This window comes from Microbacterium sp. MMO-10 (assembly GCF_037148715.1).
GTDB lineage: Bacteria > Actinomycetota > Actinomycetes > Actinomycetales > Microbacteriaceae > Microbacterium.
Window position 1 is genome coordinate 332,240 of sequence record NZ_JBBCSV010000002.1, and the last position, 25,293, is coordinate 357,532.

At 71.3% G+C, this 25,293-nt stretch carries 22 protein-coding genes; 15 read left to right on the forward strand and 7 right to left on the reverse strand.

The features are described from left to right. Positions 1–42: 42 nt before the first annotated feature. The 5 genes from WFJ17_RS05960 to WFJ17_RS05980 all read left to right on the forward strand — a co-directional run bounded on the left by WFJ17_RS05960 (position 43) and on the right by WFJ17_RS05980 (position 6,512). The gene (locus tag WFJ17_RS05960; protein WP_336647922.1) at positions 43–807 is read left to right on the forward strand and encodes a YaaA family protein; all 765 of its coding nucleotides are present in this window, start codon (positions 43–45) and stop codon (positions 805–807) included. A 114-nt stretch (positions 808–921) separates the two neighbouring features. After that, a complete protein-coding gene (locus tag WFJ17_RS05965; RefSeq protein ID WP_336647923.1) occupies positions 922–1,683 on the forward strand; it encodes a large exoprotein in 762 nt (253 codons plus the stop codon). A 93-nt stretch (positions 1,684–1,776) separates the two neighbouring features. Next, positions 1,777–2,748 (forward strand): aldo/keto reductase, encoded by a 972-nt coding sequence (locus WFJ17_RS05970; RefSeq protein ID WP_336647924.1) that lies wholly within the window; start codon positions 1,777–1,779, stop codon positions 2,746–2,748. 83 nt (positions 2,749–2,831) lie between these two features. Then, positions 2,832–3,650 carry a PP2C family protein-serine/threonine phosphatase gene (locus tag WFJ17_RS05975; protein ID WP_336647925.1) on the forward strand — a complete coding sequence of 273 codons (819 nt, stop codon included), beginning with the start codon at positions 2,832–2,834 and terminating at the stop codon, positions 3,648–3,650. Positions 3,651–3,707: 57 nt separating this feature from the next. Next, positions 3,708–6,512, forward strand: coding sequence for an FtsK/SpoIIIE domain-containing protein (locus tag WFJ17_RS05980; RefSeq protein WP_336647926.1), 2,805 nt, complete (start codon positions 3,708–3,710; stop codon positions 6,510–6,512). Here the strand turns inward: WFJ17_RS05980 and ald are convergent. Together ald and WFJ17_RS05990 are read right to left on the reverse strand one after the other, a co-directional pair. Next, positions 6,484–7,599, reverse strand: coding sequence for an alanine dehydrogenase (ald, locus tag WFJ17_RS05985; protein WP_336647927.1), 1,116 nt, complete (start codon positions 7,597–7,599; stop codon positions 6,484–6,486). The two genes, WFJ17_RS05980 and ald, sit on opposite strands and share 29 nt — an antisense overlap. A 63-nt stretch (positions 7,600–7,662) precedes the next feature. Further along, a complete protein-coding gene (locus WFJ17_RS05990) occupies positions 7,663–8,658 on the reverse strand; it encodes an asparaginase (protein WP_336647928.1) in 996 nt (331 codons plus the stop codon). A gap of 103 nt (positions 8,659–8,761) precedes the next feature. On the opposite strand from WFJ17_RS05990, the gene WFJ17_RS05995 reads away from it, so the two are divergent. Beyond that, positions 8,762–9,247 (forward strand): OsmC family protein, encoded by a 486-nt coding sequence (locus tag WFJ17_RS05995; RefSeq protein ID WP_336647929.1) that lies wholly within the window; start codon positions 8,762–8,764, stop codon positions 9,245–9,247. 27 nt (positions 9,248–9,274) lie between these two features. Here WFJ17_RS05995 and WFJ17_RS06000 read toward each other — a convergent pair whose 3' ends face one another. Next, the gene (locus WFJ17_RS06000) at positions 9,275–9,964 is read right to left on the reverse strand and encodes a lysophospholipid acyltransferase family protein (RefSeq protein WP_251445379.1); all 690 of its coding nucleotides are present in this window, start codon (positions 9,962–9,964) and stop codon (positions 9,275–9,277) included. 237 nt (positions 9,965–10,201) lie between these two features. Between WFJ17_RS06000 and WFJ17_RS06005 the strand changes: the two genes are divergently transcribed. The 3 genes from WFJ17_RS06005 (at position 10,202) to WFJ17_RS06015 (ending at position 13,674) form a co-directional block, all read left to right on the forward strand. Next, positions 10,202–11,170, forward strand: coding sequence for an FKBP-type peptidyl-prolyl cis-trans isomerase (locus WFJ17_RS06005; RefSeq protein WP_251444656.1), 969 nt, complete (start codon positions 10,202–10,204; stop codon positions 11,168–11,170). Positions 11,171–11,185: 15 nt separating this feature from the next. Next, positions 11,186–12,271: a 1-deoxy-D-xylulose-5-phosphate reductoisomerase gene (gene dxr / locus WFJ17_RS06010; protein ID WP_336647930.1), complete on the forward strand. Its 1,086-nt coding sequence runs from the start codon at positions 11,186–11,188 to the stop codon at positions 12,269–12,271. Between the two features lie 71 nt (positions 12,272–12,342). After that, positions 12,343–13,674 carry a M50 family metallopeptidase gene (locus WFJ17_RS06015; protein ID WP_336647931.1) on the forward strand — a complete coding sequence of 444 codons (1,332 nt, stop codon included), beginning with the start codon at positions 12,343–12,345 and terminating at the stop codon, positions 13,672–13,674. Positions 13,675–13,680: 6 nt separating this feature from the next. Here WFJ17_RS06015 and WFJ17_RS06020 read toward each other — a convergent pair whose 3' ends face one another. After that, positions 13,681–15,585 carry an anthranilate synthase family protein gene (locus WFJ17_RS06020; RefSeq protein ID WP_336647932.1) on the reverse strand — a complete coding sequence of 635 codons (1,905 nt, stop codon included), beginning with the start codon at positions 15,583–15,585 and terminating at the stop codon, positions 13,681–13,683. Positions 15,586–15,826: 241 nt separating this feature from the next. Between WFJ17_RS06020 and ispG the strand changes: the two genes are divergently transcribed. The 3 genes from ispG to WFJ17_RS06035 are packed head-to-tail and all read left to right on the forward strand — an operon-like array spanning position 15,827 to position 18,210. Next, the gene (ispG, locus tag WFJ17_RS06025; protein WP_251444648.1) at positions 15,827–16,978 is read left to right on the forward strand and encodes a flavodoxin-dependent (E)-4-hydroxy-3-methylbut-2-enyl-diphosphate synthase; all 1,152 of its coding nucleotides are present in this window, start codon (positions 15,827–15,829) and stop codon (positions 16,976–16,978) included. Beyond that, positions 16,978–17,310, forward strand: coding sequence for a nuclear transport factor 2 family protein (locus WFJ17_RS06030; protein WP_336647933.1), 333 nt, complete (start codon positions 16,978–16,980; stop codon positions 17,308–17,310). Before ispG ends, WFJ17_RS06030 begins: the two co-directional genes overlap by 1 nt. Before the next feature lie 39 nt (positions 17,311–17,349). Beyond that, the gene (locus WFJ17_RS06035) at positions 17,350–18,210 is read left to right on the forward strand and encodes a hypothetical protein (protein WP_251444645.1); all 861 of its coding nucleotides are present in this window, start codon (positions 17,350–17,352) and stop codon (positions 18,208–18,210) included. A 36-nt stretch (positions 18,211–18,246) separates the two neighbouring features. Here the strand turns inward: WFJ17_RS06035 and WFJ17_RS06040 are convergent, their stop codons facing one another. After that, entirely contained in the window at positions 18,247–19,188 is a 942-nt protein-coding gene (locus tag WFJ17_RS06040; RefSeq protein WP_336647934.1) for an HNH endonuclease signature motif containing protein, read from the reverse strand. 395 nt (positions 19,189–19,583) lie between these two features. Between WFJ17_RS06040 and WFJ17_RS06045 the strand changes: the two genes are divergently transcribed. After that, the gene (locus WFJ17_RS06045; protein ID WP_336647936.1) at positions 19,584–19,742 is read left to right on the forward strand and encodes a hypothetical protein; all 159 of its coding nucleotides are present in this window, start codon (positions 19,584–19,586) and stop codon (positions 19,740–19,742) included. Positions 19,743–19,839: 97 nt separating this feature from the next. Here WFJ17_RS06045 and WFJ17_RS06050 read toward each other — a convergent pair whose 3' ends face one another. Both WFJ17_RS06050 and WFJ17_RS06055 read right to left on the reverse strand, forming a co-directional pair. After that, the gene (locus tag WFJ17_RS06050) at positions 19,840–21,192 is read right to left on the reverse strand and encodes an erythromycin esterase family protein (protein ID WP_336647937.1); all 1,353 of its coding nucleotides are present in this window, start codon (positions 21,190–21,192) and stop codon (positions 19,840–19,842) included. Further along, the gene (locus tag WFJ17_RS06055; protein ID WP_336647938.1) at positions 21,179–22,597 is read right to left on the reverse strand and encodes an RNB domain-containing ribonuclease; all 1,419 of its coding nucleotides are present in this window, start codon (positions 22,595–22,597) and stop codon (positions 21,179–21,181) included. The genes WFJ17_RS06050 and WFJ17_RS06055 overlap by 14 nt, the downstream gene beginning before the upstream one ends. Before the next feature lie 53 nt (positions 22,598–22,650). Here WFJ17_RS06055 and WFJ17_RS06060 point away from each other — a divergent pair, with 53 nt between their 5' ends. Next, a complete protein-coding gene (locus WFJ17_RS06060; RefSeq protein ID WP_295034768.1) occupies positions 22,651–23,424 on the forward strand; it encodes an isocitrate lyase/PEP mutase family protein in 774 nt (257 codons plus the stop codon). Positions 23,425–23,517: 93 nt separating this feature from the next. Continuing rightward, positions 23,518–25,275 (forward strand): proline--tRNA ligase, encoded by a 1,758-nt coding sequence (locus WFJ17_RS06065; RefSeq protein ID WP_336647939.1) that lies wholly within the window; start codon positions 23,518–23,520, stop codon positions 25,273–25,275. Positions 25,276–25,293: the final 18 nt, after the last annotated feature.

The following is a 25,293-nucleotide window of genomic DNA, read 5'->3' on the forward strand; positions in this document are numbered from 1 at the left end:
GGCGCTTGCGCGTCCCCATCCGTCGTCCGAGGAGTCCTGCCGATGATGATCCTGCTGCCGCCGAGCGAGACCAAGCGCCCGGGCGGGAAGCGCGGGCCCGCGGATCCGTCGGCCTGGGCGCTGCCGGGCCTCCTTCCGCAGCGCCAACAGGTGCGCGATGCGCTCACGGCACTGGCCGCGGATGCGGAGACGACGCGCCGCGTGCTCAAGCTCAGCGACGCCCAGCTCGCCGAGGCGGTGCGGGACAACGCCGCCCTCGCTGACGGCCCGATCCTGCCGGCCGTGGACCGCTACACCGGGGTGCTGTTCGATGCTCTCGACGCCGGGTCGCTGGACGGGTATGCACGCCGCTGGCTCGGCGCTCATGTCCGGATCCACTCGGCTCCGTTCGGGCCTGTGGGAGCCCTGGATCCGATCCCGTCCTATCGGCTCGGCGCCGGAGCATCCGTGCCGGGGATCCCGGCTCTGCGGCGGCTGTGGGCGGACGCCGTGTCGGCGGAGCTCGTGGCGGCGGATCCCCGCTTCGTGCTGGACCTGCGCTCCGAGGCGTACGTCGGGCTGGGACCGGTGCCGGAGGCGCTGCCATCGGCGTACGTCAGGGTCGTGACAGCGCAGGGCAAGGCGCTGAATCACTTCAACAAACACGCGAAGGGCGAGCTGGTCCGTCGCCTTGCGCAGGAGCGGCCGAACATCACCTCCCTGCGCACCCTGCGGAACTGGGCGTCGCGCGCGGGGGTCGAACTCCGGCTCGCGGACGAGACCCGCGTCGTGGAACTGGTGACGGATCAGCCGACGGCCCGCAAATAGTTCGTGAGTGCGACGTCCGGACACGGTAGGGTGTTTCGCGTCGAAGCACCCAGCTAATTCTCAGTTGGGGCTCCTCGATGCGAAATGCATCATCAACCGATCCCGGAGGGAAACATGGACTCTTACGGAGACAGCACCGCGCTCGCGGCTGCCTATCTGATCGCGGCCCTGACCTGGTTCATCTTCGCCGTCGTCTTCTACGTGCTCGGCTCGCTCTTCCTCATGAAGATCTTCGAGAAGGCCGGCGTCGAAGGCAAGTGGCGCGCGTGGGTGCCGTTCTACAACGTGATGATCTTCCTGAAGCTCGGTGACCTGAGCCCGTGGCTCGCGTTCGGCTTCCTGCTCACCTGGGTGCCCTTCCTCGGATGGCTCGTGGGTATCGCGATGGCCGTGCTGATGGTGCTGGCTGCCTGGCGCGTCGGCCTCAAGCTGCAGAAGAGCGGCGCCTGGGTCGTGCTCTACATCTTCCTCAGCATCGTGTGGCTCGGCATCAACGCGTTCGACAAGTCGCGCTGGAACCCGAACATCGTCCCCGCCTCCTGGGCCGGCAACGGCTTCCTCGCCGACCGCACGGTCTGGCAGGGCATTCCCGTGCAGCCGTCGGCACAGGCTCCGGCTCCCGGCTACGGTGCCCCGCAGGGATACCAGCCGCCGGCCGCCCAGGGCTACGCAGCGCCGCAGCAGCCGGGCTACGGCCAGCCGGCTGCGCCGCAGGCCCCCGCCGCGCCGCAGGCTCCGACGTTCCAGCCGCCGGCAGCTCCGCCGGCTCCGGCCGCGCCGCAGCCGCCAGTGACCCCGCCCGCCCCTCCGGCTCCTCCGGCCCCGCCGGCGGCGAACCCGGACGCTCCGCAGACGGGTGAGCAGCCCCCCGCCTGACGCTCCTCACGGAGGCCCCGGTCCTCGGACCGGGGCCTCCGGCGTTCCCGGGTGCGGGCGCGGGGCGCGATCACGCCCTGTAGTTTGGAAGGCATGAGCGCTGAACGACGTGTCGGATCGTCCGGGCTCCTGGTCTCCGCCGTGGGACTCGGATGCAACAACTTCGGACGGGCGGGCACCGCGACCGAGACCCTGCAGGGTACGCGCGAGGTCCTCGACGCCGCGATCGACCACGGGGTCACCTTCCTCGACACGGCGGACATCTACGGCAAGGATCCGGGCCTCAGCGAGACCCTCATGGGCGAGGCGCTCGAGGGGCGCCGCGATAGCGTCGTGCTGGCGACCAAGTTCGGCTATGCCGGATTCGACATGGGCTACGACTTCCCCGCCGCGCGTGGGTCGCGTCGCTACATCCGCAGGGCGGTCACGGAGTCGCTGCGTCGCCTGCGCACGGACTGGATCGACCTCTACCAGCTGCACTGGCCGGATCCGCAGACGCCCATCGAGGAGACGCTCGACGCGCTCGACGAGCTCGTCCGCGAAGGCAAGATCCGCTACTTCGGACATTCGAACTTCGCCGGCTGGCAGATCGCGGAGGCGCAGCTGAGCGCCTCCCGCAGCGCGCGCTTCATCTCCTCGCAGAACCAGTACTCGCTGCTGTCCCGTGCCGCGGAGCGCGAGGTCCTCCCGGCGGTGAACCGCTTCGGGCTCGGCTTCTTCCCGTTCTTCCCGCTGCACAACGGCCTGCTCACCGGGAAGTTCACCCGGGAGGGAGGGCCCGCGCAGAGCCGCATCATGCGGACCAGGGCGCACCTCTGGGAAGACGCGCCGTGGGATGCGCTCGAGGCCTACCGGGCGTTCTGCGACGAGCGGGGTGTGACGATGCTCGAGGCGACCTTCGGGTGGCTGCTGGCGCAGCCCGGCGTGGCGTCGGTGATCGCCGGAGCGACCTCGGCGGCGCAGATCGAGGCGAACGCCCGCGCCGGCGCGGCGTGGACTCCGACAGCGGAGGACGTCGCCGCGATCGACGCGCTGCTTCCGCTCCCGGCGGATCCGGCGGCCTGAGCCGCGTGTCGACGGTGCGGATCCATTACGATGTGTGAGATTTCAGCGGTCGTTCCGACCGCCCGAGGAGAGGGAGGATCGCGATGAGCCAGGGTTCTACGGCCCACACGCGCGAGGTCGCGCTGGCGTCCGGCGACACGGTCATCCTGAGCTGGGCGGGGGCGACCGACACCGGTCGTCGGCGCGAGAGCAACCAGGATTCGCTGCTGACCGAGTACCCGCTCTTCGTCGTCGCCGACGGCATGGGCGGTCACGCGGGCGGTGAGATCGCGAGCCAGCGCACGGTCGCCCGTCTGCAGGAAGCGGTCGGGGCGGGTGAGATCTCCCCGGCCACCATCGAGACCGCGCTCACTGCGGCGGTGCAGGACATCACCGCCCATCCCGACACCACGGACGAGGGAACCGGAACCACGCTCACAGGCGTGTTCTTCGCGCTGATCGACGGGGACGCGCACTGGGTGTCGCTCAACATCGGCGATTCCCGGGTGTATCTGCTCCGCGACGGAGCGCTCAGCCAGGTGACGACGGATCACTCCGTCGTGCAGGAGCTCATCACGGCGGGACGTCTGAGCCCCGAGGAGGCCGAGGGGCATCCCTACAGCAACGTGATCACCCGTGCCGTCGGCGTGAGCGAGGCGCTGCCGCCGGATTACCGCGAGTTCTCCGTGCGCGACGGCGACCGCTTCGTGATCTGCTCGGACGGGCTCACGAAGGAGCTCACCGACTACGGCATCCAGCACTTCCTCGGTCTCAATCCGACTCCGGACGCTGCGGTCGACGCGATGCTCGGCGCAGCCCTGGAGAACGGCGGACGGGACAACGTCACGATCATCGTGGTGGACGTGCGGCGCATCCCTTCCGCCGACGCCTCGTCCTCCACAGCCCCGCTTCCCGTCGTCTAGCGCACCGATCCCGCGCACGCCGGCCCGCAGGCGTGCGGACTGCGATGGGATGACGGCATGCACGCCGTCGAGACGATCTCCCTGCCCTCTGCTCCCGTGACGCCCGCACGCGGGTCTCTCCCGCTCGTCGCCGCGATCGTCCCGCTCGTATCGGGGGCGGTGCTCTTCGCCGTGACGGGCTCCGCGCTCTCGCTCTGCTTCGCCGCGCTGGGACCGGTGATGATCCTCGCGGCGTTCCTGGACGGTCTGCGGCAGCGTCGTCGCGCCCTGCGCATCGCGAAGGCGGAGGAGACGCAGGCCTGGGCGCGCGTGGAGCAGACCGTGGCGGCGCGAGAGGCGGAGGAACAGGCGCGCCGGCGGCGGGCCGTTCCCGATCTCGCCGCATGCCTCGGGGAACCCCCGACGCGGTCGCTCGCGTTCGAGGAAGGCGTCGAGCTCGCCGTCGGCAGCGGCGACGGCGCGTCGCCGCTGCGATTCACCGGCACGGGACCGGCAGCCGAGGCGTTCCGTGCGCGGCACCGCACTCTGCCCGCCGTGCCCGTGACGACGTCGCTTGCGGACGGCCTCTGCATACGCGGTCCTCTTCCCGTGGCGGCGGCCGTGACGCGCGCCCTGCTGCTGCAGCTCTGCGTACGGCACGCGAGCGGCGCGATCCGCTTCGAGGGCGACGGCGTCGCGGTCGTGGGACTGGATGCCCTCCCGCAGGCGCGCAGGGACCACCCCGGAGTCCCGGTGCATGTCGGCGTGGGGCGAACGGCGCTCACGGGCCCTCGTCTGTGCGTGCGGAGGCAGGGAGCCGCACCCCCGGCGGGATATCGCGCAGTCCTCGATGTGACGGAGCCCTCGGCCGCACGCCTGCGTACGCCGGAGGGGGACCGGGCGTGCTCCGTGGAGGGGATCTCCCGGGAGCAGGCGGAGGAGATCGTGCGCGCACAGATGCTCGAGCACGATAAGGCGGCGGTCATCCCCGCAGCGGTCGGGATCGCGGAGGTCCTGGCGACGGTATCGTCCGACAGTCACGAGCGCGGCGCGTCTCTCGGTCGACTGATCGCCGCGCTGGGCCGGGACGCCGAGGGGCCGGTCGCCGTCGATCTCGTGGCCGACGGCCCCCACGCGCTCGTGACGGGCGTCACCGGCGCGGGCAAGAGCGAACTGCTGGTGAGCTGGGTCTCCGCGCTGGCCGCGGCGCACTCGGCGACGGAGGTCGCGTTCGTGCTCGCCGACTTCAAGGGCGGCACCGCGTTCGAGCCGCTGCGGATCCTGCCCCACGTCGCAGCGGTGATCACCGATCTCGACGCGGACGGTGCCGAGCGCGGTGTGCGCAGTCTCCGCGCCGAACTGCGGCGCCGGGAGGGGGTGCTCTCCGAGCACGGGGCGCGCAGCATCGCGGAGGCCGACGGGGCGCTCGGCCGCCTCGTGATCGTGGTCGACGAGTTCGCGGCGCTCGTGCAGCAGCACCCCGACCTCGCGCTCGTGTTCACCGACATCGCCGCGCGTGGCCGTGCGCTGGGCATGCATCTCATCCTCGGCACCCAACGGGCGACCGGCGTGATCCGTGACGCTCTGGCCGCCAACTGCCCGCTGCGGATCGCGCTGCGCGTCACCGACGCCGCCGACAGCCGGGCCATGATCGGCACCGACGACGCAGCGCTGCTGCCCGGGGACGTCGCCGGACGCGGACTGGCCTTTGTCCGGCGCGCGCAGGATGCAGCGCCCGCGGCGTTCCGCGTGGCGCGGACGGGCGAGAGCGACCTCGGAGTCATCGCCGCGCGGCGGCGGGGTGAGGAGCGAGCTCGCAGCCCCTGGCTGCCGGTGCTGCCCCCGCGGCTGCATCGCGCCGATCTGCCTCCGTCGATGCCGGGTGAGATCGTGCTCGGCCTCGCGGACGAGCCCGAACGTCAGCGTCAGGTGCCTCGCACGCTGCGTGCGGGGGAGGACCGCGGGCTCGTGGTGTTCGGAGGGCCGGAATCCGGCAAGACCGCGCTGCTGCGGAACGCCGTCGAGCAGACGAGCGGGGCGCTGCTGCTCCCGGCAGATCCCGAACGCTCCTGGGAGGTGATCGACGAGCTGGCCGACGGACGCCGCAGGCTGCCTCGTCTGCTGGCCGTCGACGACGCGGACCGTCAGCTGGCCGCGCTGCCGCTGGAATACGCCTCGGCCTGGGCGGAGCGGCTGCAGCGCGTCATACGCGACGCCGGAGAGCGCGGGGCGACGGTGCTGCTCAGCGCGTCGCGGTGCACGGCGCAGCTCGCGCTGCTCGCCGATCTGCTGCCCGCGCGGGCGCTGCTGCGATCGGCGAGCCGCACCGAGCACCTGGCAGCAGGCGGGGATCCCCGCACTTTTGATCCGTCGCGACCGCCGGGGCGAGGCCTGCTCGACGGAACCGAGGTGCAGTTCGTGCTGCCCGAGGGGCGTACGGGCGCCGGCGATGAGGCTCCCCACCCGGTCTGGCAGCCGAGGACGAGCCTGGTCGGTCTGGTGAGCACCGCGCCGGTGCGCACCGCCGAGATGCTCGCCGACCGGTTCGGACGCGGTGCTGTCCAGGTGATCTCGGAGGGGACGCCGACGGTCCTCGACGAGGGGGTGAGGGATCGCGCGGAGCTTCAGCTGCTCGTGGGCGATGCGGACTCCTGGCAGCGCCAGTTCACGCTGTGGCAGCGCATCGCACGGACGGGGGAGATCGTGGTGCTCGCGGAGGCGGCCCGGGAACTGCGCACGCTCGCCGGCGTGCGCGAGCTCCCTCCGTACGCGCTCCCGTTCGCGGGGCGGGCATGGACCGTGGACGAGGACGGAAGGCCGTCCAGGGTGATCCTGCCCGCCCCGCGGAGCGGGGTCAGCCCAGCAGCTCCTCGAGCGGCGTGAGCGGCAGCTCGTGCGCGGTGGCCACGCCGGCGTTGGCGATCTTCCCGCCGGTGACGTTGAGGCCGCCGGCAAGGGCGGCGTCGGCGCGCAGGGCCGCCTGCCAGCCGCGCGCCGCGATCTGCCGCACGTAGGGCAGCGTCGCGTTCGTCAGCGCAGAGGTCGACGTGTTCGGCACGGCGCCCGGCATGTTGGCCACGCAGTAGAACACCGTGTCGTGCACGCGGAACGTCGGGTCGTCGTGCGTCGTCGGGTGCGTGTCCGCGAAGCAGCCGCCCTGATCCACCGCGATGTCGACCAGCACGCTGCCCGGACGCATCTCGGCGACCATGTCGTTCGTGACGAGCTTCGGAGCCTTCGCGCCCGGGATCAGCACCGATCCGATGACGAGGTCCGACCCGACCACGGCGCGGCGCAGGTCCAGCGGGTTCGACGCCGCGGTCTTGACGCGTCCGCCGAAGAAGTCGTCCAGATAGCGCAGACGGGCGATGTTCGTGTCGAAGATCGTCACGTCCGCGCCCATGCCGGCCGCGATCACCGCGGCGTTCGCGCCGGCGACGCCGCCGCCGATCACCGTGACGGTCGCGGGACGCGTGCCAGGCACGCCCGACATCAGCAGGCCGAGGCCGCCGTGCGAACGCATCAGCGTGTTCGCTCCGACGAGAGGGGCGAGACGTCCCGCGACCTCGCTCATCGGGGCGAGCAGCGGGAGGGCTCCCGAGGCCAGCTGCACGGTCTCGTAGGCGATCGCGGTCATGCCGGACTCGGCCAGCCGGTCGGTCAGTGCGCGATCGGCCGCGAGATGCAGGTACGTGAACAGCACCAGATCGCTGCGGAAGCGGTGGTACTCGCTGGCGATCGGCTCCTTGACCTTCAGGACGAGCTCGGCGCGGGCCCACACCTCGTCGGCGTCGTCGATCAGCGTCGCGCCGGCTTCGCGGTAGTCGTCGTCCGACATCGAGGAGCCGGCACCGGCGCCGGACTGCACGAAGACGTCATGGCCGGCGAGCACGAGGTCATGCACCCCCGCGGGGGTGAGCGCGACGCGGAACTCGTTGTTCTTCACCTCGCTGGGGACCGAGATCCTCATCGTGGCTCCTTTCTTTCCCTGACGAGCCTTCCGGCTCGGGGTCCTGGCCCTTTCTGGGGGCGTTCAGATTCCGGCGCCGGGGCGGATGGCCCCCACGCCGCTGCCGCCACCGAGGACGGCAAGAGGGAGGGCCGAGGCGAGGCTGTCCACCTGCGCGTCGGTCAGAGCGCCCGCACGGGCGAGCAGCGTCGCCGCGACGATCGTGGCCGCACGGCCGGATCCGTCGAGCATCTTCAGGGCGACCGTGGTGCCGTTCGGGGCGATCATCACCATCACGCCCTCGGCGCCATGCTTGGCGAACACGCCCAGCTTCTCGATCGCGACGGTGTCGGGGCGCCCGGGCCCCTCGATGGTCCACGGGTTCTCCCGCACCGTGCGCACCAGAGCGCCCGCGACCCGATGCAGGGCGAACGGGGAGCGCTCCGACGCGCTCCCGATGCGATGCAGGGCGCGCGCGAGACCCAGCAGGGTGATGGCGTGCACCGGCGCGCCGCAGCCGTCGATCGCGGTGGCCGCCACGCGTTCGCCGCTGAGCCGCTCGACCGTCTCCTTGATGTGCACCTGGAGCGGATGGTCCACGTCCAGGTAGCCGGCGGTCGGCCAGCCGTTCGCGACGCAGGCGCGCAGCATCGTCGCGTGCTTGCCCGAGCAGTTCATCCGGATGCGCGCCTTGCCGGCATGGTCGCGCACGAGCTCGTCGCGCGTCGCCGAGTCGCCCGGCCAGTCCGCGGGGCACCCCAGGTCGTCCTCGGTGAGCCCGCCGGCGGTGAGCACCTCGCGCACCACGGCCACGTGCCGGTCGGTGCCGACATGGCTCGCCGTGGCGAGCCCCAGCTGCTCGCCCTCGAGGGGCGCGCCGGCGGTGAGGCACGCGACGGCCTGCAGCGGCTTGAGACTCGAGCGGGGCAGCACGAGGGCCTCGGGATTGCCGTGACGAACGACGACGTCGCCGTCCGGGGAGAGCACGACGGCTGCTCCGATGTGGCGGGATTCGATGAATCCATTCCGTTCGACGACGGCGAGTTCCACGGCATCCTGGACGGTCAGAGTCTGCACCACGAGGGCAAGCCTAGTAGCTGATCCGGCGACGTCGTGGGTGTGCGTCGGTCCTGGGGGTGCCGCGTCTTGGCCGCATGCCGCGCCGGCCTGGCACGATGGACCCATGGGCCTCGGCACGCACCACTACGCACTCACCACGACCTGGACCGGCAACCGCGGCACCGGCACCTCGGGGTACCGCGACTACGACCGGGCGAGCACGATCGGCATCGCGGGCAAACCGGATCTGCTCGCCTCGTCCGACAAGCCGTTCCGCGGGGATCCGACGCGGTGGAACCCGGAGGACATGCTGCTCGCGGCGCTGAGCGAATGCCACCTGCTGAGCTACCTGCACGCCTGCGTGACCGCGGGCGTCGTGGTGCTCGACTATCGCGACGAGGCGACCGGCACGATGGAGGAGGACGGACGCGGCGGGGGAGCGTTCACCGAGGTGACGCTGCGCCCGGTCGTCACGATCGCCGACGAGTCGATGCGCGCGGCAGCCGAGGCGGCTCACGCCCAGGCGAACGTCTGGTGCTTCATCGCCAACTCCGTCGCCTTCCCGGTGCACCACGAGGCGACGATCCTCGTCGCCTCACCTGCCCGCTGAGCGGTCGCCGCAGGAATCCTCGAAGGATCAGCGCCGTTCGTGCGGCAGCGCCTGCTTGATCTTCTCGATCGCCCCCTGCGCGGGCACCTCGTTGTAGACGCCGGCGAGCTCCTGCTCGCTGAGGGCGTGGATCGCCGCCATGATCTCGTCCGTGGCGCCGCGGCGGGCCCGTCCGGAGGTCGCAGGGCCGTGGTGCGCGAGGTCGAGGGGCTCGCCGAAGCGGATCGTGACCTTCGATCCGATCTTGGGCATGCTCGCGCCGACGGGCATCGCCTTGTCCGTGCCGATCACGCCCACCGGCACGACCTTCGCGCCGGTCTGGAGGGCGAGGAAGGCGACGCCGGTGCGGCCCTTGTAGAGACGACCGTCGGTCGATCGCGTGCCCTCGGGGTAGAGCGCGACGGCGAGGCCCTGATCCAGCAGCTTCCGCTGCTCGTCCAGGGCGTCGAGCGCCGCCTGGCCCGCACCCCGGCGCACCGGGATCGCGCCTACGGCCCGCATGAAGTTCGCGACGAACCGGCCCTTGAGACTCGTGCCCTCGAAGTAGCTGGACTTCGCGAGGAAGTGGACGCGCCGGGGAGCGGCCACCGGGATCGCGATCGAGTCGATGAACGAGAGATGGTTGGACGCGACGATGATCGGTCCGTCCTTCGGCACGTTCGCGCGCCCCTCGATGCGGGGGCGGTAGATGAGCCGCGTGAGCGGGATCAGGATCATCCGGCCGAGCAGGTACGTCGCGCCCGCGCGTCGCACCTCGTCCTCGGGATGATGCTGCACGGCGACGGCATCGTTGCGGTCCGCAGACGCCGCGGGTTCGTGTTCCGGAGTCACCAGACAAGGCTAGATCAGGATCCATTCCGCGATCGGAATGCGTGGCGCGACGGTGCTTCCCAGCGGCGGCAAAGCCCGATAGGGCAGGATGGGCGGGTTCGTCTCTACGTCTCGAGGTCCTTCGTGCGCATCCGCATTGCCGCTGCCCTGTCCGCCGTCGCAGCGACGGCTCTCCTGCTCTCCGGCTGCGCCGGCGCCGGGAGCCCTTCGGCGTCGCCGAGCCCTTCCGCGTCCTCGTCGTGCCTGCTCGATGCGAAGCCGGGCAAGGCATCGGACGCGATCAAGGTCGAAGGTGAGGGCAAGGATCTGAAGGTCACCGTGCCCTCCGGTGCGGACATCGACAAGGCCACCGCGGTGGAGCGGACGGTCGTGAAGAAGGGCGACGGCAAGGACGTCAAGGCCGGAGACCTCGTCTCCGTCCGCTACCGGATCGTGAACGCCGCCGACAGCGCCGTCCTCGATTCCAGCTCGCGCGGCTCCGACGACCAGATCCCCGTGCTGCTGGATCCGCAGCAGCAGTCGCTGTTCGTGGCGGCTCTGGAGTGCAAGCCGCTCGGCTCGGCGGTCGTCGCCGCGATCCCCGGGAAGATGTTCGGCGAGGGCGGGAAGTCTGTCGTCGTCTACGCCGAGGCGACGAAGAAGCTCCCCACGGTCGCCGACGGCACCGCGGTCGCCCCGGTCGAGGGCATGCCGACGGTGAAGCTCGCCAAGGACGGCGCGCCCGAGATCACCATTCCCAAGACCGACCCGCCCACCGAGACGAAGATCTCCGTGCTGAAGCAGGGCGACGGCGCGACCGTGGCCAGCGGCGATTACGTGATCGTGCAGTACCGCGGGGTGACCTGGGCCGACGGCAAGGAGTTCGACTCCAGCTGGAAGCGCGGGACGCCCGCGCAGTTCCAGACCACCGGCGTGGTGACGGGTTTCAAGAAGGCGCTCGAGGGGCAGAAGGTGGGCTCCCAGGTGCTCGCCGTGATCCCGCCCGCCGAGGGGTACGGCGCGCAGGCCCAGTCCGGGATCCCCGCCAACTCGACGCTGGTGTTCGTGATCGACATCCTCGGCACGGTTCCTTCGGCGGCGCCGGCGCAGTGACCCTAGGCTGAGGTCATGCGTCGCGTCCTCATCCTCGGATCCACCGGCTCGATCGGCACCCAAGCCCTCGACGTCATCCGGGCGAACCCCGAACGATTCGAGCTCGTGGGACTCGCCGCGGGCACGCAGGCAGAACTTCTCGAGCAGCAGGCGGAGGAGTTCGGCGTCGACGACACCGCGCTGGGCGCCGCCGAGGCGGAGCAGCTCGTCCGCGACGTCGAGGCAGACGTGGTGCTGAACGCGATCACGGGATCCATCGGCCTCGGCTCCACGCTCGCCGCGCTCCGGGCCGGTCGCACGCTCGCGCTCGCGAACAAGGAATCGCTGATCGTGGGCGGTGCCCTCGTCACGGCGCTCGCCGCACCGGGGCAGATCGTCCCGGTGGACTCCGAGCATTCGGCGCTGGCGCAGGCGCTCCGCTCCGGAACCCCGCAGGAGGTGCGCCGCCTGGTCGTCACGGCTTCGGGCGGCCCGTTCCGAGGCCGGTCGCGCGACCAGATGACGTCGGTCACGCCGGCCGAGGCGCTCGCCCACCCGACCTGGGACATGGGACGGATGGTGACGACGAACTCGGCCACGCTTGTGAACAAGGGACTCGAGGTCATCGAGGCCCACCTGCTGTTCGACGTCGACTACGAACGGATCGACGTGGTCGTTCATCCGCAGTCGATCGTCCACTCCATGGTCGAGTTCGTCGACGGCTCGACGATCGCGCAGGCCTCCCCGCCGGACATGCGGCTCCCGATCTCGCTGGGCTTGGACTGGCCGAACCGGGTCGGCGGGGTCGGACGCCCGCTCGACTGGACGAAGGCCGCGAGCTGGACGTTCGAGCCGCTCGACAACGCCGCCTTCCCGTCGGTGGCGCTGGCGAAGCAGGTCGGACGCGCGGGACGCACGTTCCCCGCCGTCTACAACGCCGCGAACGAGCAGGCCGTCGATGCGTTCCACGAGGGGCGCCTCTCGTTCCTCGGGATCGTCGAGATCATCCAGCGCGTGGTCGATGCGCACGAGCCTCCGGACGACCTCACGGTCGCGTCGCTCGCCGACGCGGAGGCGTGGGCGCGGGCAACGGCCGACCGGTTGATCGCCGCGGCGTCCTGAGGCCCGCGCGCACCGGGCGCGCACAGCCGCGGCACGGCCGTTTCCTAGCCCCGCACCGGTAGCGTGGCGGGGTGGAGATCCTGCTATACGTCGGCGGCCTGCTGTTCGTGCTGGTCGGGCTCGGCGTCTCGATCGCCTTGCACGAGCTCGGACACCTGGTGCCCGCGAAGCTGTTCGGCGTGCACGTCGGCCAGTACATGATCGGCTTCGGCCCGCGACTGTTCTCGAAGAAGATCGGCGAGACGGAGTACGGCGTGAAGGCGCTGCCGATCGGCGGCTTCATCTCGATGTCGGGCATGTACCCGCCGTCGGCCGAAGACACGGACGGCGCCGCCTCGGAGAGTCGATCGCGCGGTGCGTTCCGCTCGCTGATCCAGGATGCGAGGGCCGCCAACGACGAGACCATCGATCCGCAGCGTGCGGGTCGCGTCTTCTACCTGCTGCCCGTATGGAAGCGGATCATCGTCATGTTCGGCGGTCCGTTCATGAACCTGGTGCTCGCCATCGTCGTGTTCACGATCCTCCTCAGCGGCATCGGGGTGCAGCAGGGCACCACGACGATCGCCTCGCTGTCGGAGTGCGTGCTGCCGGCCGGATCCACCCAGACCTCCTGCACCTCCTCGGATCCGGTCGCGCCCGCGGCCGAGGCAGGCGTCAAGCCGGGCGACCGGATCGTCTCGGTCGGCGGCACCGCCGTGTCGACCTTCGCTGAGGCGAGCGCGATCATCCAGGCCTCGCCGGGGAAGACCCTTCCGCTGGTCGTCGAGCGTGGCGGTGCCGACGTGACGCTCCAGCTGACCCCGGTGGCTGCGCAGCGCCAGCAGGTGGACGGCAACGGCCGGCCGGTGGTCGACGACAAGGGCCACACCGTCGTGCGCACCGTCGGCTATGCCGGGATCTCCGCGCAGCTCGCCTATGTGCAGCAGCCCATGGGCGCCGGTTTCGAGCAGGCCATGACCAACGCCGGATCCGTGGTGCAGCTCATCGGCACTCTTCCGGTGCGCCTCTGGGACGTCGGAGTCTCGCTGGTCACCGGTACGCCGCGTGACCCCAACGGCCCGCTGAGCGTGGTCGGGGTGGGCCGGATCGCCGGCGAGGTCGCCGCGGCCGATGCGCCGGTGCTGAACCGCTTCGCCGTGCTGCTGAGCCTCATGGGCTCGCTGAACATCGCGCTCTTCGTCTTCAACCTCATCCCGCTCCTGCCCTTGGACGGGGGGCACATCGTGGTCGCGCTCTGGGACGGCCTGAAGCGGGCGTGGGCGAAGCTGTTCCGCCGGCCGCCGCCGGCGCCGGTGGACGCCACGAGGCTCGTGCCGCTGACGATCGTCGTCGCCGGTCTGCTCATCGCGATGGGGGCGCTGCTGATCGTCGCCGACCTCGTCCGGCCGGTGACGATCGGCTGACGGCGCTCAGTGCCCGTCGAGGGCGTGCGCCACCAGCCTCTGCAGCGTCGTCATCCCGTCGCGGGACAGGATCGACTCGAGGTGCCCCTGCACCGAGGCGAAACCCGGTCCGCGCAGCGCGTAGACGTCGCCCGACGTCGGATCCGCGGAGACCTCGGCGAGGCCGACGGCGCTCGTGCCAGGCGTGACGCGCGCGGTGAACGTGTTGTAGAAGCCGATCGAGGCGCTCTCGCCGAACACCGGCACGGACTTCTGCAGTCCCTGATGCGGGCTGGCGAGCGGTGCGAGCGCGATCCCGAGGGAGTCCGCGAGGATCTGGTGGCTGAGGCATACGGCGAGCAGCGGGCGCCCACCGGCGAGACGCCGCGCGACGAGTGCGCGCATCCGGGCGATGCGCGGCGAGGATCCGTCCCGCGGGTCGCCGGGCCCGGGGCCCGCGACGAGCAGGTCGGCGGCGTCGATCTCCGCGTCGTCGGCTTCGGCCCACGGCAGGATCCGCACGTCGAGCCCGAGGTGGCGCAGCTGGTGCGCGAGCATCGTCGTGAACCGGTCCTCCGCATCGACGACCACGGCCGTGCGTCCTGCGAAGGGCGCCGCCGCCGTGGTCTCGGTGGCACCGTCCTGCGGGTTGATCCAGAACTCGGCGAGCCGGGCGTTGCGGGAGGCGAGCAGCGCCTGGATCTCCGGATCCTCTGCCGGGGTCGTCCCCGTTCCGGGCTCGTCCGCATCCTCGCGGGCTTCGGCGGCGGTGTCCCGCGCCACGGCGCCGATCGCACCCAGCACGCCCGCGGCCTTGCCGTGCGTCTCGCCGACCTCGCCGGCGGGGTCGGAGTGGCGCACGAGAGTGGCGCCGACCGGGACGCTCACCTCGCCGTCGTCGAGGTACACGGTCCGGATGAGGATCGGCGCGTCGAGGTCGTGCCCCCCGGCGTCGTTGGGCGTGAAGAGCGCCGCCACACCGGAGTAGTAGCCGCGCGGCTTGCGCTCGTGCCGGCGGATCACCGTGCAGGCGTTCTGCATCGGGGACCCGGTGACGGTGGGGGCGAACATCGTCTCGCGCAGGATGTCGCGTGGATCGAGCCGGCTGCTGCCGCGCAGCATGTACTCGGTGTGAGTGAGCCGCGACATCTGCTTGAGGTGGGGTCCGGTGATCCGCCCGCCGTCGGAGCAGACCGCGCTCATCATCTTGAGCTCCTCGTCCACCACCATGAACAGCTCCTCGGTCTCCTTCGTGGACGAGAGGAACTCGCCGAGAGCCGCGGTGGTGGAGCCGCCCGCCGGGTGGCGGAAGGTGCCGGAGATGGGGTTCATGGTCACCACGCCGCCCTGCGCGACGACGTGCGCCTCCGGGCTCGCGCCGACCGCGATGACCCCCGGGGTGACGACCGCGAAAGTCCAGTACGCACCGCGCTCGTGCTCGAGGAGCGCGCGGAACCAGGTGAGGGCCGCGGTGCGCTCCGCGGCGGAGTCCGTGGCGTCGATCCGTGCCGTGTAGTCGCGTCGGATCACGAAGTTCGCACCCTCGCCCCGGCCGATCTCGTCGGCGATCACCCGCTCCACGATCGCGGCGTACTCGTCGTCGCTGAGGTCGAAGCCGCCGTCGTGGAGCGGGACGGGCGTCGCCGGGAGAGCCGCGAGCACCTCGGCCGCGGGCAGATGCAGATGCTCGTCGACCAGCAGGCAGCGCAGGGGCGCTCCGTCGTCCTGCGCCTCGAAGCCGCGCTCGCGCACCTGGCGGAACGGCACCAGGGCGAACACCTCCCGGCGCGCTCCGTCGGCGTCGAGCGGGATGTCGGCGAGGAGATCGACGTCGACGATCGTGCCGGTGAGCAGCTCGACGCTGTCCGAGCCCTCACGGGCGAGCAGCACGAAGGACGAATCGAGCGAATGGATCCGGTCGGCGGTGGTCATCAAAGGGGCTCCTGAGCAGGGGATCCGACGCGGCAGAAACGACAAGACCGCCCCGGAAGGCGGTCTGGATCGTGGTACGCGAACTCACCGCCTAGGAGGCGGGGCACCAGGTGCGGTTCGCGGACATGCGCCGAAACTATCACACCGTCGCGGCAGGGGTGCGCCTCGTGACGGCGCGGACACGGCGTCTGCTCAGGCGGCACGCGGATCCCGTCCAGCCCCGCACCGGTAACCTGGATCTGTGCCAGCCGTGAACCTGGGGATGCCCAAGATCCCCGATGTCCTCGCCCCGCGTCGCAAGAGCCGCCAGATCAAGGTCGGCAAGGTGCTCGTCGGTGGAGGAGCCCCCGTCAGCGTCCAGTCGATGACGACGACCAAGACCACCGACATCAACGGGACGCTGCAGCAGATCGCCGAGCTCACCGCCTCGGGATGCGAGATCGTGCGCGTCGCCGTGCCGTCGCAGGACGACGCCGACGTGCTGCACATCATCGCGAAGAAGAGCCAGATCCCGGTCATCGCCGACATCCACTTCCAGCCGAAGTACGTGTTCCAGGCGATCGACGCGGGCTGCGCCGCGGTGCGCGTGAATCCGGGCAACATCCGCAAGTTCGACGACCAGGTCGGCGCCATCGCGAAGGCGGCGAAGGATGCCGGAGTGTCGCTGCGCATCGGCGTGAACGCCGGGTCCCTCGACCCCCGGCTGCTCGAGAAGTACGGCAAGGCCACTCCGGAAGCACTCGCCGAGAGCGCACGCTGGGAGGCGTCGCTGTTCGAGGAGCACGACTTCCACGACTTCAAGATCTCCGTCAAGCACAACGACCCGGTCGTGATGGTGAAGGCGTACCGCCTCCTCGCCGCGATGGGCGACTGGCCGCTGCACCTCGGCGTGACCGAGGCGGGCCCCGCGTTCCAGGGCACGATCAAGTCCGCCACGGCCTTCGGGATCCTGCTCGGCGAGGGCATCGGAGACACGATCCGCGTCTCCCTCTCGGCCCCGCCGGCCGAGGAGGTCAAGGTCGGGCATCAGATCCTGCAGTCGCTGAACCTGCGCGAGCGCAAGCTCGAGATCGTGTCCTGCCCCTCGTGCGGTCGGGCCCAGGTCGACGTCTACACCCTCGCGGAGAACGTCACCGAAGGGCTCAAGGACATGACGGTTCCGCTGCGCGTGGCCGTCATGGGCTGTGTCGTGAACGGCCCGGGGGAGGCCCGCGAGGCCGACCTCGGCGTCGCCTCCGGAAACGGCAAGGGTCAGATCTTCGTCAAGGGCGAGGTCATCAAGACCGTGCCCGAGGAGGACATCGTGGCGACGCTCATCGAGGAGGCGAACCGCATCGCCGACGAGATGGGGCCGAACGCCCCCCTCGGCACCGCACAGGTCGTCACCAGCTGATGAGCGGCTTCGCGCTTCCCGCTGCCGTGCAGCGCATGGTCGACGCCATCAACGCGGCCGACACCGAGGCGTTCGTCGCCGCCTTCACGCCGGAGGGCTTCGTCAGCGACTGGGGCACCGTCAAGAAGGGTCCCGAGGGAGTGCGGGCATGGGCCGCATCCGACGCGATCGGCGCCGGCGCACGCATGACGGTCCTGACCGCGGAGACCGAGGGCGACACGACCAGGATCCGCTTCGACTGGCGCAGCAGCGTCTTCACCGGCGAGTCGGACGGGATCTTCGTGGTCTCCGGCGATCGCCTCGCGAGCTTCACCATCCCGCCGTCGCACTGACGTCGGGATCCTTCCCTCGTCACCCTGTCAGGAGCCTCCGTGTCGTCCAGCACCGTCGTCACCTTCCCTTCGGGATCCCTCGTCGAGTCCGCCCGCGTCGTGGGCGTGCATCCGTCGGACACCGGTGCGGTCGTCGTGCTGGACCGGACTCCTTTCCATCCCGTCGACCACACCTGGCCGGATCAGCCGGGAGACCGGGGGTCGCTGCGCGTGGACGACGTCGAGGTCGCCGTGTCCGAGGCGGTCATGGCGGCGGTGAGCGACGAGGGCGTGGTCGCGGTCGGCTCGGACATCCCTGTCAAGCGGGGAGCCGCGGGCTGGACCTGGCTCGTCGGGCACCGGGTCGAGGCCGTTCCCTCGGCGCTCGCCGCAGGAGCTTCCGCCGAGGCGACGGTGGATGCGGAGCGTCGCGCGGGGCTGAGCCGTGGGCACACGGCCTGCCACCTGGCATCGCTGGCTCTGGATCTCGCGGTCGCCGACCTCTGGCGCAAGGATCCCGGATCCGACGCGCTCGGCTCGCCCGACTTCGAGGGGCGTGCGAACCAGACGAGCTTCATCGACGAGGGCGGTTCGGTGGACGAGTACCGTCTCGGCAAAAGCCTGCGCAAGGCGGGATTCGACACCGAGGGCTTCGCGGCAACTCTGGCCGAACGCGAGGAGCGCATCAACACGCAGCTCGCGGCCTGGGTGGCCTCCGCAGCGTCGAGCCGGATCGAGGTCGACGGTGAGACGATCGTGGACCGTCGTCGCTGGGTGTGCGGACTGCCCGAGGGCACGGCGTCGATCCTGTGCGGCGGCACGCACGTGTCGTCGCTCGCGGAGTTCGCTTCGATCCGGGTGTCGCTGGATCTGTCGGATCCACAGCTGCTCGTGATGACGACGACTTCGGTTCCGGCGTAGTCGGCCCCTCCCGATCAGGGGCGGGGCGGCCGGGGCTCACGCCACCGGACGGAACCTCTTCGGTGGCGGTTCGAACCCCGTCCAGGCGTACTTGAGGGCTGGCCGGGGCGGGAGCGCAGACGTCTGGCCGCGCGGATGATGGAGGACGAAGTCGTCCTTGCCGTGGCGTGTGATGCGCCAGCCGCCGTGATGCAGCTGCATGTGATGGAAGCGGCAGAGCAGGACTCCGCGGTCGATGTCGGTGTGCCCGTCGTCGCGAGCCCATTCGTCGATGTGGTGAGCCTCGCAGAAGGACGCGGGGCGGTCGCAGCTGACCCATCGGCATCCGCCGTCTCGGACCGCGAGTGCGACGCGTTGCTTCGCGGTGAACAGCCGGTGCTCCCGACCGACGTCGAGCGGGTTCCCTCGGGAGTCGACGGTGACGGATACGGATCCGGCATCGCATGACTGCTGCTCGGCGACCGCGGCCGGGAAGGTGTGGAGGTGATCCTCCGTGTGCGCGATCGGATCCGCGATGTCGTCGGCGCCCACGACCCGGACGACGCGGACGCCGGCGCGCCGCGTCCCGAAGACGGCCGGGGCATCGGCGAGGGATCCGGCCCGGAGGAGGTCGAGGAGGAGGTCGTAGGTGAGCTGATCGTTCGTGCGCGGGTCATCTGCCAGCGATCTCGCGCGAGCCTTCTCCTCGGCGTCGACGAACCGAGGGCCGCCGGTGCGCGGGCGCAGGGCGTTGGCGATGATCGTCGCCGCCCAGGCGTAGCCCTCGTCGTCGAAGTCGATCGCACCGCGCTTGTGACCGTCGAGGGTCGTCCAGACGCGGAAGGAGCGCCGTGCGTACCGTTCTTCGAAGCGTCGCGCGGCGCCCTCGGAATCGAGCCGATCGCGGATGGAGCGCGCAGCGGCGCTCAGCGTCTCCGGGGTATCGTGCGCCGCCGCGGCGATGAGCTGATCGGCGGCGATCTCCCAGAGGTCTCGCATGAGCGCGTCGTTCTCTTCGTGCCGTTCCGTCGTCTCGTCGGACAGGGGAGGGTCGGCGAGTCCCTGGCGGATCGCGTCGTGCTGCGCGGTCGTGAGTCGACCCTCCAGCAGGGCGCGATCGAGTCCGGCGTGCCAGAGCGCGACCGGCTCCGACTCGTCAGCCGATCCGCCGTCCGCCGCCGTGTCCGGGAAGCGGTCGTGGTCGCCGAGGCGCGGAGCGATTCACCGATCCGCACCTGCCGGTTCGCCTCTGCTCTCGTCGATCCCGTGATCTCCTGCACGAGGGAGGCGACATTCCTGTGCCCGAGGGACTGCGCGAGCCCGGCCTGCCCCGCGTCCCGGGCGGAACGTGCCGCGATCACTCCGGTGGCCGCGGCGCGGATCCTCTCGCCGCAGTGGATCAGCGCCGTCGCCGCGGTGATCGTGTCGACGGCATGCATGTCGTCGAGCCTCTCGATGACGGCGACGAGATCGGCCGATTCGAGCGCATCGCCGAGGAGCGCGCGCAGGTTCTGAACCTGCGCGTCGACCTCGGTGAAAATCTCCATGCCTGATCCTCGCAGCGGCACCGGCCGGTCGAACGAGAGCTGCGGAATCTGTGCAGAACCTCTCCGCCCCCCGCTCCGCGCGGAACGACAGGGTGAGACGTCCTCACCGCCGATCCAGACCCCGCTCGTCGATCCAGGTCTGCCACGGCGATACCGAGCGGACGAAGGCCACCGCGTCGAAGGCGTCGCGGGCTCGGCCCGGCTGGACCACGTCGCCGTTGTGCCACCCCGTCGTGGCATCGAGCGCCGCGGACACCGTCGGCGGCGCACTTCGCAGGTCCACGATCGCGTCGCCGATCCCGGAGCGCTCGACGGCGGCGTCGAGACTCGCAGGATCCAGGGGAGCGAGCGCGGACACGAACGGGCGGGAGTGGCCCGGTGGGTCGGCGGGAGCGGGGCGGTGCAGCCACTGCTCTCCGCCGCCGAACAGGGTGCCGATCACGACGAGGTCGCCGCCGAGCCGGTCGGCGAGGTGCCCGCCCATCGTCGTCATCGGGTCCGGGACGAACGGGGGAGCGGAGAACGCCGTGCGCTGAACGTGCCCGTTGGCGGCAGTGACGAGGATGCGGGGCTCGCGCTGCAGGATCCCCTCCACGGCGTCGGCCATCCATGCGTCGCGGATGTTCGCGGCGGGCCAGGTGCGGGTGGGGCCGGCGGTCATGGCCTGCAGGAACGCATCGGCCGCGCGGGCGCTCTCCGCCGCGTGGATCGGGAAGTCCACCCGCGCCTCGGCCTCGGCACCGCCGCCCAGCGCGGCGACCTGCTCACGACGGCGAGCGCGGATCCGAGCCGCGAGATCGGCGATGCCGACGGTGAGGGCGGCGCGCTCGGCTGCGGGCAGCGCCAGATACGCCTGGATCGTCGGCGCCGCCTGCGCCAGCCCGGTGCGGTCGGCGGGGAGATATCCGAACCGGGGGAGCAGAGTCGCCCGCACATGCGCCGCATAGTGCGCATCGACGACGTCGAGCAGCTCCAGCGCGGCCTGCACGCCGGGCAGCGCGCTCGCCGAGGAGTCGGGCAGGTCCATGCCGTACCAGCGCGGGATCGAACGCGCGGTCGCGGCGCGCTCGCGCATCCAGGTGAGCTGATCCAGCATCTCCTGACAGGCGCCGAAGCGGTAGGAGACCCCGTCCCGCAGCGCGTCCCGAAGGCCGCCGCGACCTGTGCGGATCCAGTCGTCGACGTGACGCCCTTCCGGGAGCCCGCTCTCCGTCACGAACGCCGTGAAGCCGGCGCGCCGGTGCAGGAAGCGGAACATCCGGTCGCGCAGAGCGAAGAACTCGTGCACGCGGTGCATCGACTCGCCGAGCGCGACGACGCGCGCATCCCCGACGATCTCGAGCAGCGGTTCGAGGTCGGAATCGTCGACGTCGTCCGGATCGAGCGTGCGCAGCGGGCGCGCGCGGTCGCGGATCCACGCGGAGAGGGCGTCGGCGGGGCGGTCAGACGACGGCAAAGGAGACCTGCCCCTTCGCGACATCGACCGCACCGAGCGAGAGCCGGACGGTCGACCCCGCAGCGGCCGTCTCGGGCAGCGCCACCGAGGCCGTGACGGGCGGCTCCTCGATCTGCACCGTCCCGCGTGCGCCGTTGCGGCGGATCACCACCGCGTCGAACGTCTCCCCGACGTGGGAGGCGAGCAGCGCCGCCTCCACGAGGTCGAGGGTGCGCGCGTTCAGCGTCGACGAGCGCTGCGCCGAGGCCCTCATGAGATCCGGCACGAGTGGGAGGCTCTCCCGCACCCACCCCGGAATCTCCTCGCCGCGGCTCACGGCGAGCGAGATCGTCAGCGACCACCGGTCGACGAGTCGCCGCAGCGGGGCGGTGGCATGCGCGTAAGGGGCGCCGATGGCCGCCTGCACGGTCTCCGCGGGGGCCGCTCCGTCGAAGGCGACGTACCCGGCGCCGCGGAAGAGGGCGGAAGCCGCCTCCAGGATCGGCAGGGTGCGCGGATCGTCCCGGTCGAGGCCGCGCAGATAGTCGCCGTAGCGGCCCGTCGTCCACGGCGTGCCGAGCACCGTCGTCTGCCGGCGGAAGGTCTCGAAGGCGGCGTCATCGGGCTGCGGCATCGTGCGCAGGATCCCGACCTTCGCCTCGAGCATGAGCTGCGCCGCGGCCATCCCGGTCAGGAGCGAGAGCTGCGCGTTCCAGTCCTCCACGGGCAGCGGCGTGCGGCGCTCGATCGCGTAGGAGCCGTCGTCGTGGCGCACGACCTCCTCGTCGGGCAGATTCAGGCTCGCGCCTCCCCGCTGCGCCTCCTGCTCCAGGCGCAGGCGCCCGATCTCCGGCAGCAGCGCCGCCGGAGAGTCCCGTCCGGCGTCGAGGTCGGACTGCACCGAAGCGTAGTCGAGCTTTGCCCGCGAGCGGATGAGAGCACGCTCGAGGCGCGTGCCGGTGGCGGATCCGTCCGCGTCCAGAGTGAAGGTCCACACCAGCGCCGGCCGGTCCTGGTCGGGCAGCAACGAGGCATGGTCTTCGCTGAGCACGGGCGGGTGCAGCGGGATCGTGCCGTCCGCCGCGTACAGGGTCTCGCCGCGGGCACGCGCGGCGAGATCGAGGGCGCCGCCGGGCGCGACGAACGACGGCACGTCGGCGATCGCGTAGCGCACGGTGTATCCGGACCCGTTCCGCTCCAGCTGGAACGCCTGGTCGAGGTCCATGGATCCCGCCGGATCCAGCGTCGCGAAGGCGATGTCGCGCAGATCCAGGTCGGGCGTCGGTGCCGTCGCAGAGGCGGCCTCCGCAAGCGCCTCGGGCGAGAACTCGGCCGGCGCGTCGATCTCGGTGCGCAGGGCCGCGAGCGCCGTGGCGAGCTCCGACTGCGCGGCGGAGGGGGCGACGTGCGATCGGCGCTGAGGCATGGGTTCAGCCTAAGCCGCCCTGTGCGTCCGAGACGGGCGTTAGCGTGGTGTCCATGACCAGCACCGCTGACAAGGCCCGCACCCTCGCCGCGCTCTATGCGGCACCCGAGATCCTCCGCGTCGTGAACGTATGGGACGTCGTGTCCGCGCAGGCGATCGCCGCCCTGCCCGAGACCACGGCCATCGCCACGGCCGGCCATTCCATCGCCTCGTCCTACGGCTACGCCGACGGCGCGATCCCGCGCGAGCTCATGCTCGACATGGTCGGTCGCATCGCCGCCGCCGTCGAGCTCCCCGTGACCGCCGACCTTGACGACGGTTACGGCGACGCGGGGGAGACCGTGCGCCTCGCGATCGGCGCGGGCGTCGTCGGCGCCAACGTCGAGGACCGGCTGCGTCCCCTCGCCGAGGCTGCTGCGAACGTCGAGGCGATGATCCGCGCCGGTGAGGCGGAGGGCGTGCCGTTCGTGCTCAACGCGCGCACCGACGCCTTCGTCCGCGGCGGCGGTCGTCCGGTGGAGGAGTCCCTCGCCGACGCGATCGAGCGCGGCCGGGCCTTCCTCGACGCCGGCGCGACCGCGGTCTTCGTGCCGGGCATCCTCGATGCCGACACCACTCGCGCGCTCGTCGAGGGGATCGGGCACGGGAAGGTCAGCGTGATCGGCCTGCCCGGAGCGCTCACCTCGACCGAGTACGAGGCACTGGGCGCCGCGCGCATCTCCTACGGGCCGCTGCCGCAGCGCGTGGCTCTGACGGCGCTGCAGGACAACGCCGCCGAGATCTACGCCGGAGGCGTCATCCCGGCGAGCACCCGCGCCCTGAACTGACCAGCGCGCGCCGCTCGACAGCGCGTCCCCTCCGATCGCCCCGCCCGCGCACCCCGCACGGGCGGGGCGATCGCCGTCACTAGACTTGTGGGCGTGGTGACTCGTCTCTCGAACTTCTTCCTCCGCACGCTCCGCGAAGACCCGGCCGGCGCCGAGGTCGCGAGCCACAAGCTGCTGATCCGCGCCGGGTACATCCGACCGCAGGCCGCAGGCATCTTCGCCTGGCTGCCGCTCGGGTTGCGGGTGAAGGCGAGGATCGAGACCATCGTCCGCGAGGAGATGTCCGCCGCGGGCGCACAGGAGGTGCACTTCCCGGCTCTCATGCCCCGCGAGGCATACGAGGCGACCGGCCGCTGGGAGGAGTATGGCGACCTGCTGTTCCGCCTGAACGACCGCAAGGGCGGCGACTATCTGCTCGCGCCGACGCACGAGGAGGCGTTCACCCTGCTCGTGAAGGACCTGTACTCCTCGTACAAGGACCTGCCGCTGACGATCTACCAGATCCAGGACAAGTACCGTGACGAGGCGCGCCCCCGCGCCGGCCTGCTGCGCGGTCGCGAGTTCACGATGAAGGACGCCTACTCCTTCGACTCGTCCGACGCCGGACTCGACGCGAGCTATCAGGCGCAGCGGGACGCCTATGAGCGCATCTTCCAGCGCCTCGGACTCGAATATGTCATCGTGCAGGCCGACGCCGGCGCGATGGGCGGGTCCCGCAGCGAGGAGTTCCTGCACCCGACGCCCGTCGGCGAGGACACGTTCGTGCGGTCCGCGGGCGGTTACGCGGCCAACGTGGAGGCGTACACGACGGCGGTCCCCGCCCCCGTGCCGTTCGACGTGGACGGCACCCCGGTGATCTTCGATTCGCCGAACACTCCCACCATCGAGACCCTGGTGGCGCACGCGAATGCGGCGCTGGACGGCGAATACACCGCGGCGGACACGCTGAAGAACGTCGTGCTCGCGCTCACCCACCTCGACGGCACTCGCGAGCTCGTCGTGGTCGGCCTCCCCGGCGACCGCGAGGTCGACGAGAAGCGCGCCGAGGTGGCCTTCGCTCCGGCCGAAGTGGAGCCGGCGACGGCGGATGACTTCGAGAAGCACCCGCTGCTGGTCAAGGGCTACATCGGCCCGTGGTCGCCCACCGGCGCGATCCTGGGCGAGGAGTCCGCGACCGGGATCCGGTACCTCCTCGACCCCCGCGTCGTCGAGGGCACGAGCTGGATCACCGGCGCGAACATCGATCAGAAGCACGCCCACTCCGTGGTCGCCGGGCGCGACTTCGCCTCCGACGGCGTGGTGGAGATCGCGAACGTGCGCGAGGGCGACCCCGCGCCGGACGGATCCGGTCCCGTGCATCTCGCCCGGGGCATGGAGATCGGCCACGTCTTCCAGCTCGGCCGCAAGTACGCCGAAGCGCTGGGCCTCAAGGTGCTCGACGAGAACGGCAAGCTCGTGACCGTCACCATGGGCTCCTACGGCATCGGCGTGACGCGCATCCTCGCGATCATCGCCGAGCTCAACAACGACGAGAAGGGGCTCATCTGGCCCGCCTCCGTGGCGCCGTTCGACGTGCACGTGGTGGCCGCGGGTCGCGACCAGGTCGCCTTCGACGTCGCCGCGGACGCCGCGGCCCAGCTCGAGGCCGCGGGGCTCGACGTGCTCTACGACGACCGCCCCAAGGTCTCGCCCGGGGTCAAGTTCGGCGACGCCGAGCTCGTGGGCGTCCCGCGCGTGCTCGTCGTCGGCCGCGGTGCCGCCGAGGGCCAAGTGGAGCTGTGGGACCGCCGCAGCGGCGATCGCGACACGATCTCCCTCGCCGACGCACTGCAGACGCTCACCGCGCGCTGACCCACGCACCGGCACCGC

Excerpts from the sequence above, each read along its gene's own strand:
- WFJ17_RS06060 (WP_295034768.1), top strand. The coding sequence starts at position 22,651 with ATGACCAGCACCGCTGACAAGGCCCGCACCCTCGCCGCGCTCTATGCG.
- WFJ17_RS05965 (WP_336647923.1), top strand. The coding sequence starts at position 922 with ATGGACTCTTACGGAGACAGCACCGCGCTCGCGGCTGCCTATCTGATC.
- WFJ17_RS05995 (WP_336647929.1), top strand. The coding sequence starts at position 8,762 with ATGGGCCTCGGCACGCACCACTACGCACTCACCACGACCTGGACCGGC.
- WFJ17_RS05975 (WP_336647925.1), top strand. The coding sequence starts at position 2,832 with ATGAGCCAGGGTTCTACGGCCCACACGCGCGAGGTCGCGCTGGCGTCC.
- WFJ17_RS06030 (WP_336647933.1), top strand. The coding sequence starts at position 16,978 with ATGAGCGGCTTCGCGCTTCCCGCTGCCGTGCAGCGCATGGTCGACGCC.
- WFJ17_RS06000 (WP_251445379.1), bottom strand. The coding sequence starts at position 9,964 with ATGATCCTGATCCCGCTCACGCGGCTCATCTACCGCCCCCGCATCGAG.
- WFJ17_RS06040 (WP_336647934.1), bottom strand. The coding sequence starts at position 19,188 with ATGCGAGACCTCTGGGAGATCGCCGCCGATCAGCTCATCGCCGCGGCG.
- WFJ17_RS05970 (WP_336647924.1), top strand. The coding sequence starts at position 1,777 with ATGAGCGCTGAACGACGTGTCGGATCGTCCGGGCTCCTGGTCTCCGCC.
- ald (WP_336647927.1), bottom strand. The coding sequence starts at position 7,599 with ATGAGGATCTCGGTCCCCAGCGAGGTGAAGAACAACGAGTTCCGCGTC.
- WFJ17_RS06055 (WP_336647938.1), bottom strand. The coding sequence starts at position 22,597 with ATGCCTCAGCGCCGATCGCACGTCGCCCCCTCCGCCGCGCAGTCGGAG.
- WFJ17_RS06020 (WP_336647932.1), bottom strand. The coding sequence starts at position 15,585 with ATGACCACCGCCGACCGGATCCATTCGCTCGATTCGTCCTTCGTGCTG.
- WFJ17_RS05980 (WP_336647926.1), top strand. The coding sequence starts at position 3,708 with ATGCACGCCGTCGAGACGATCTCCCTGCCCTCTGCTCCCGTGACGCCC.
- dxr (WP_336647930.1), top strand. The coding sequence starts at position 11,186 with ATGCGTCGCGTCCTCATCCTCGGATCCACCGGCTCGATCGGCACCCAA.
- WFJ17_RS05960 (WP_336647922.1), top strand. The coding sequence starts at position 43 with ATGATGATCCTGCTGCCGCCGAGCGAGACCAAGCGCCCGGGCGGGAAG.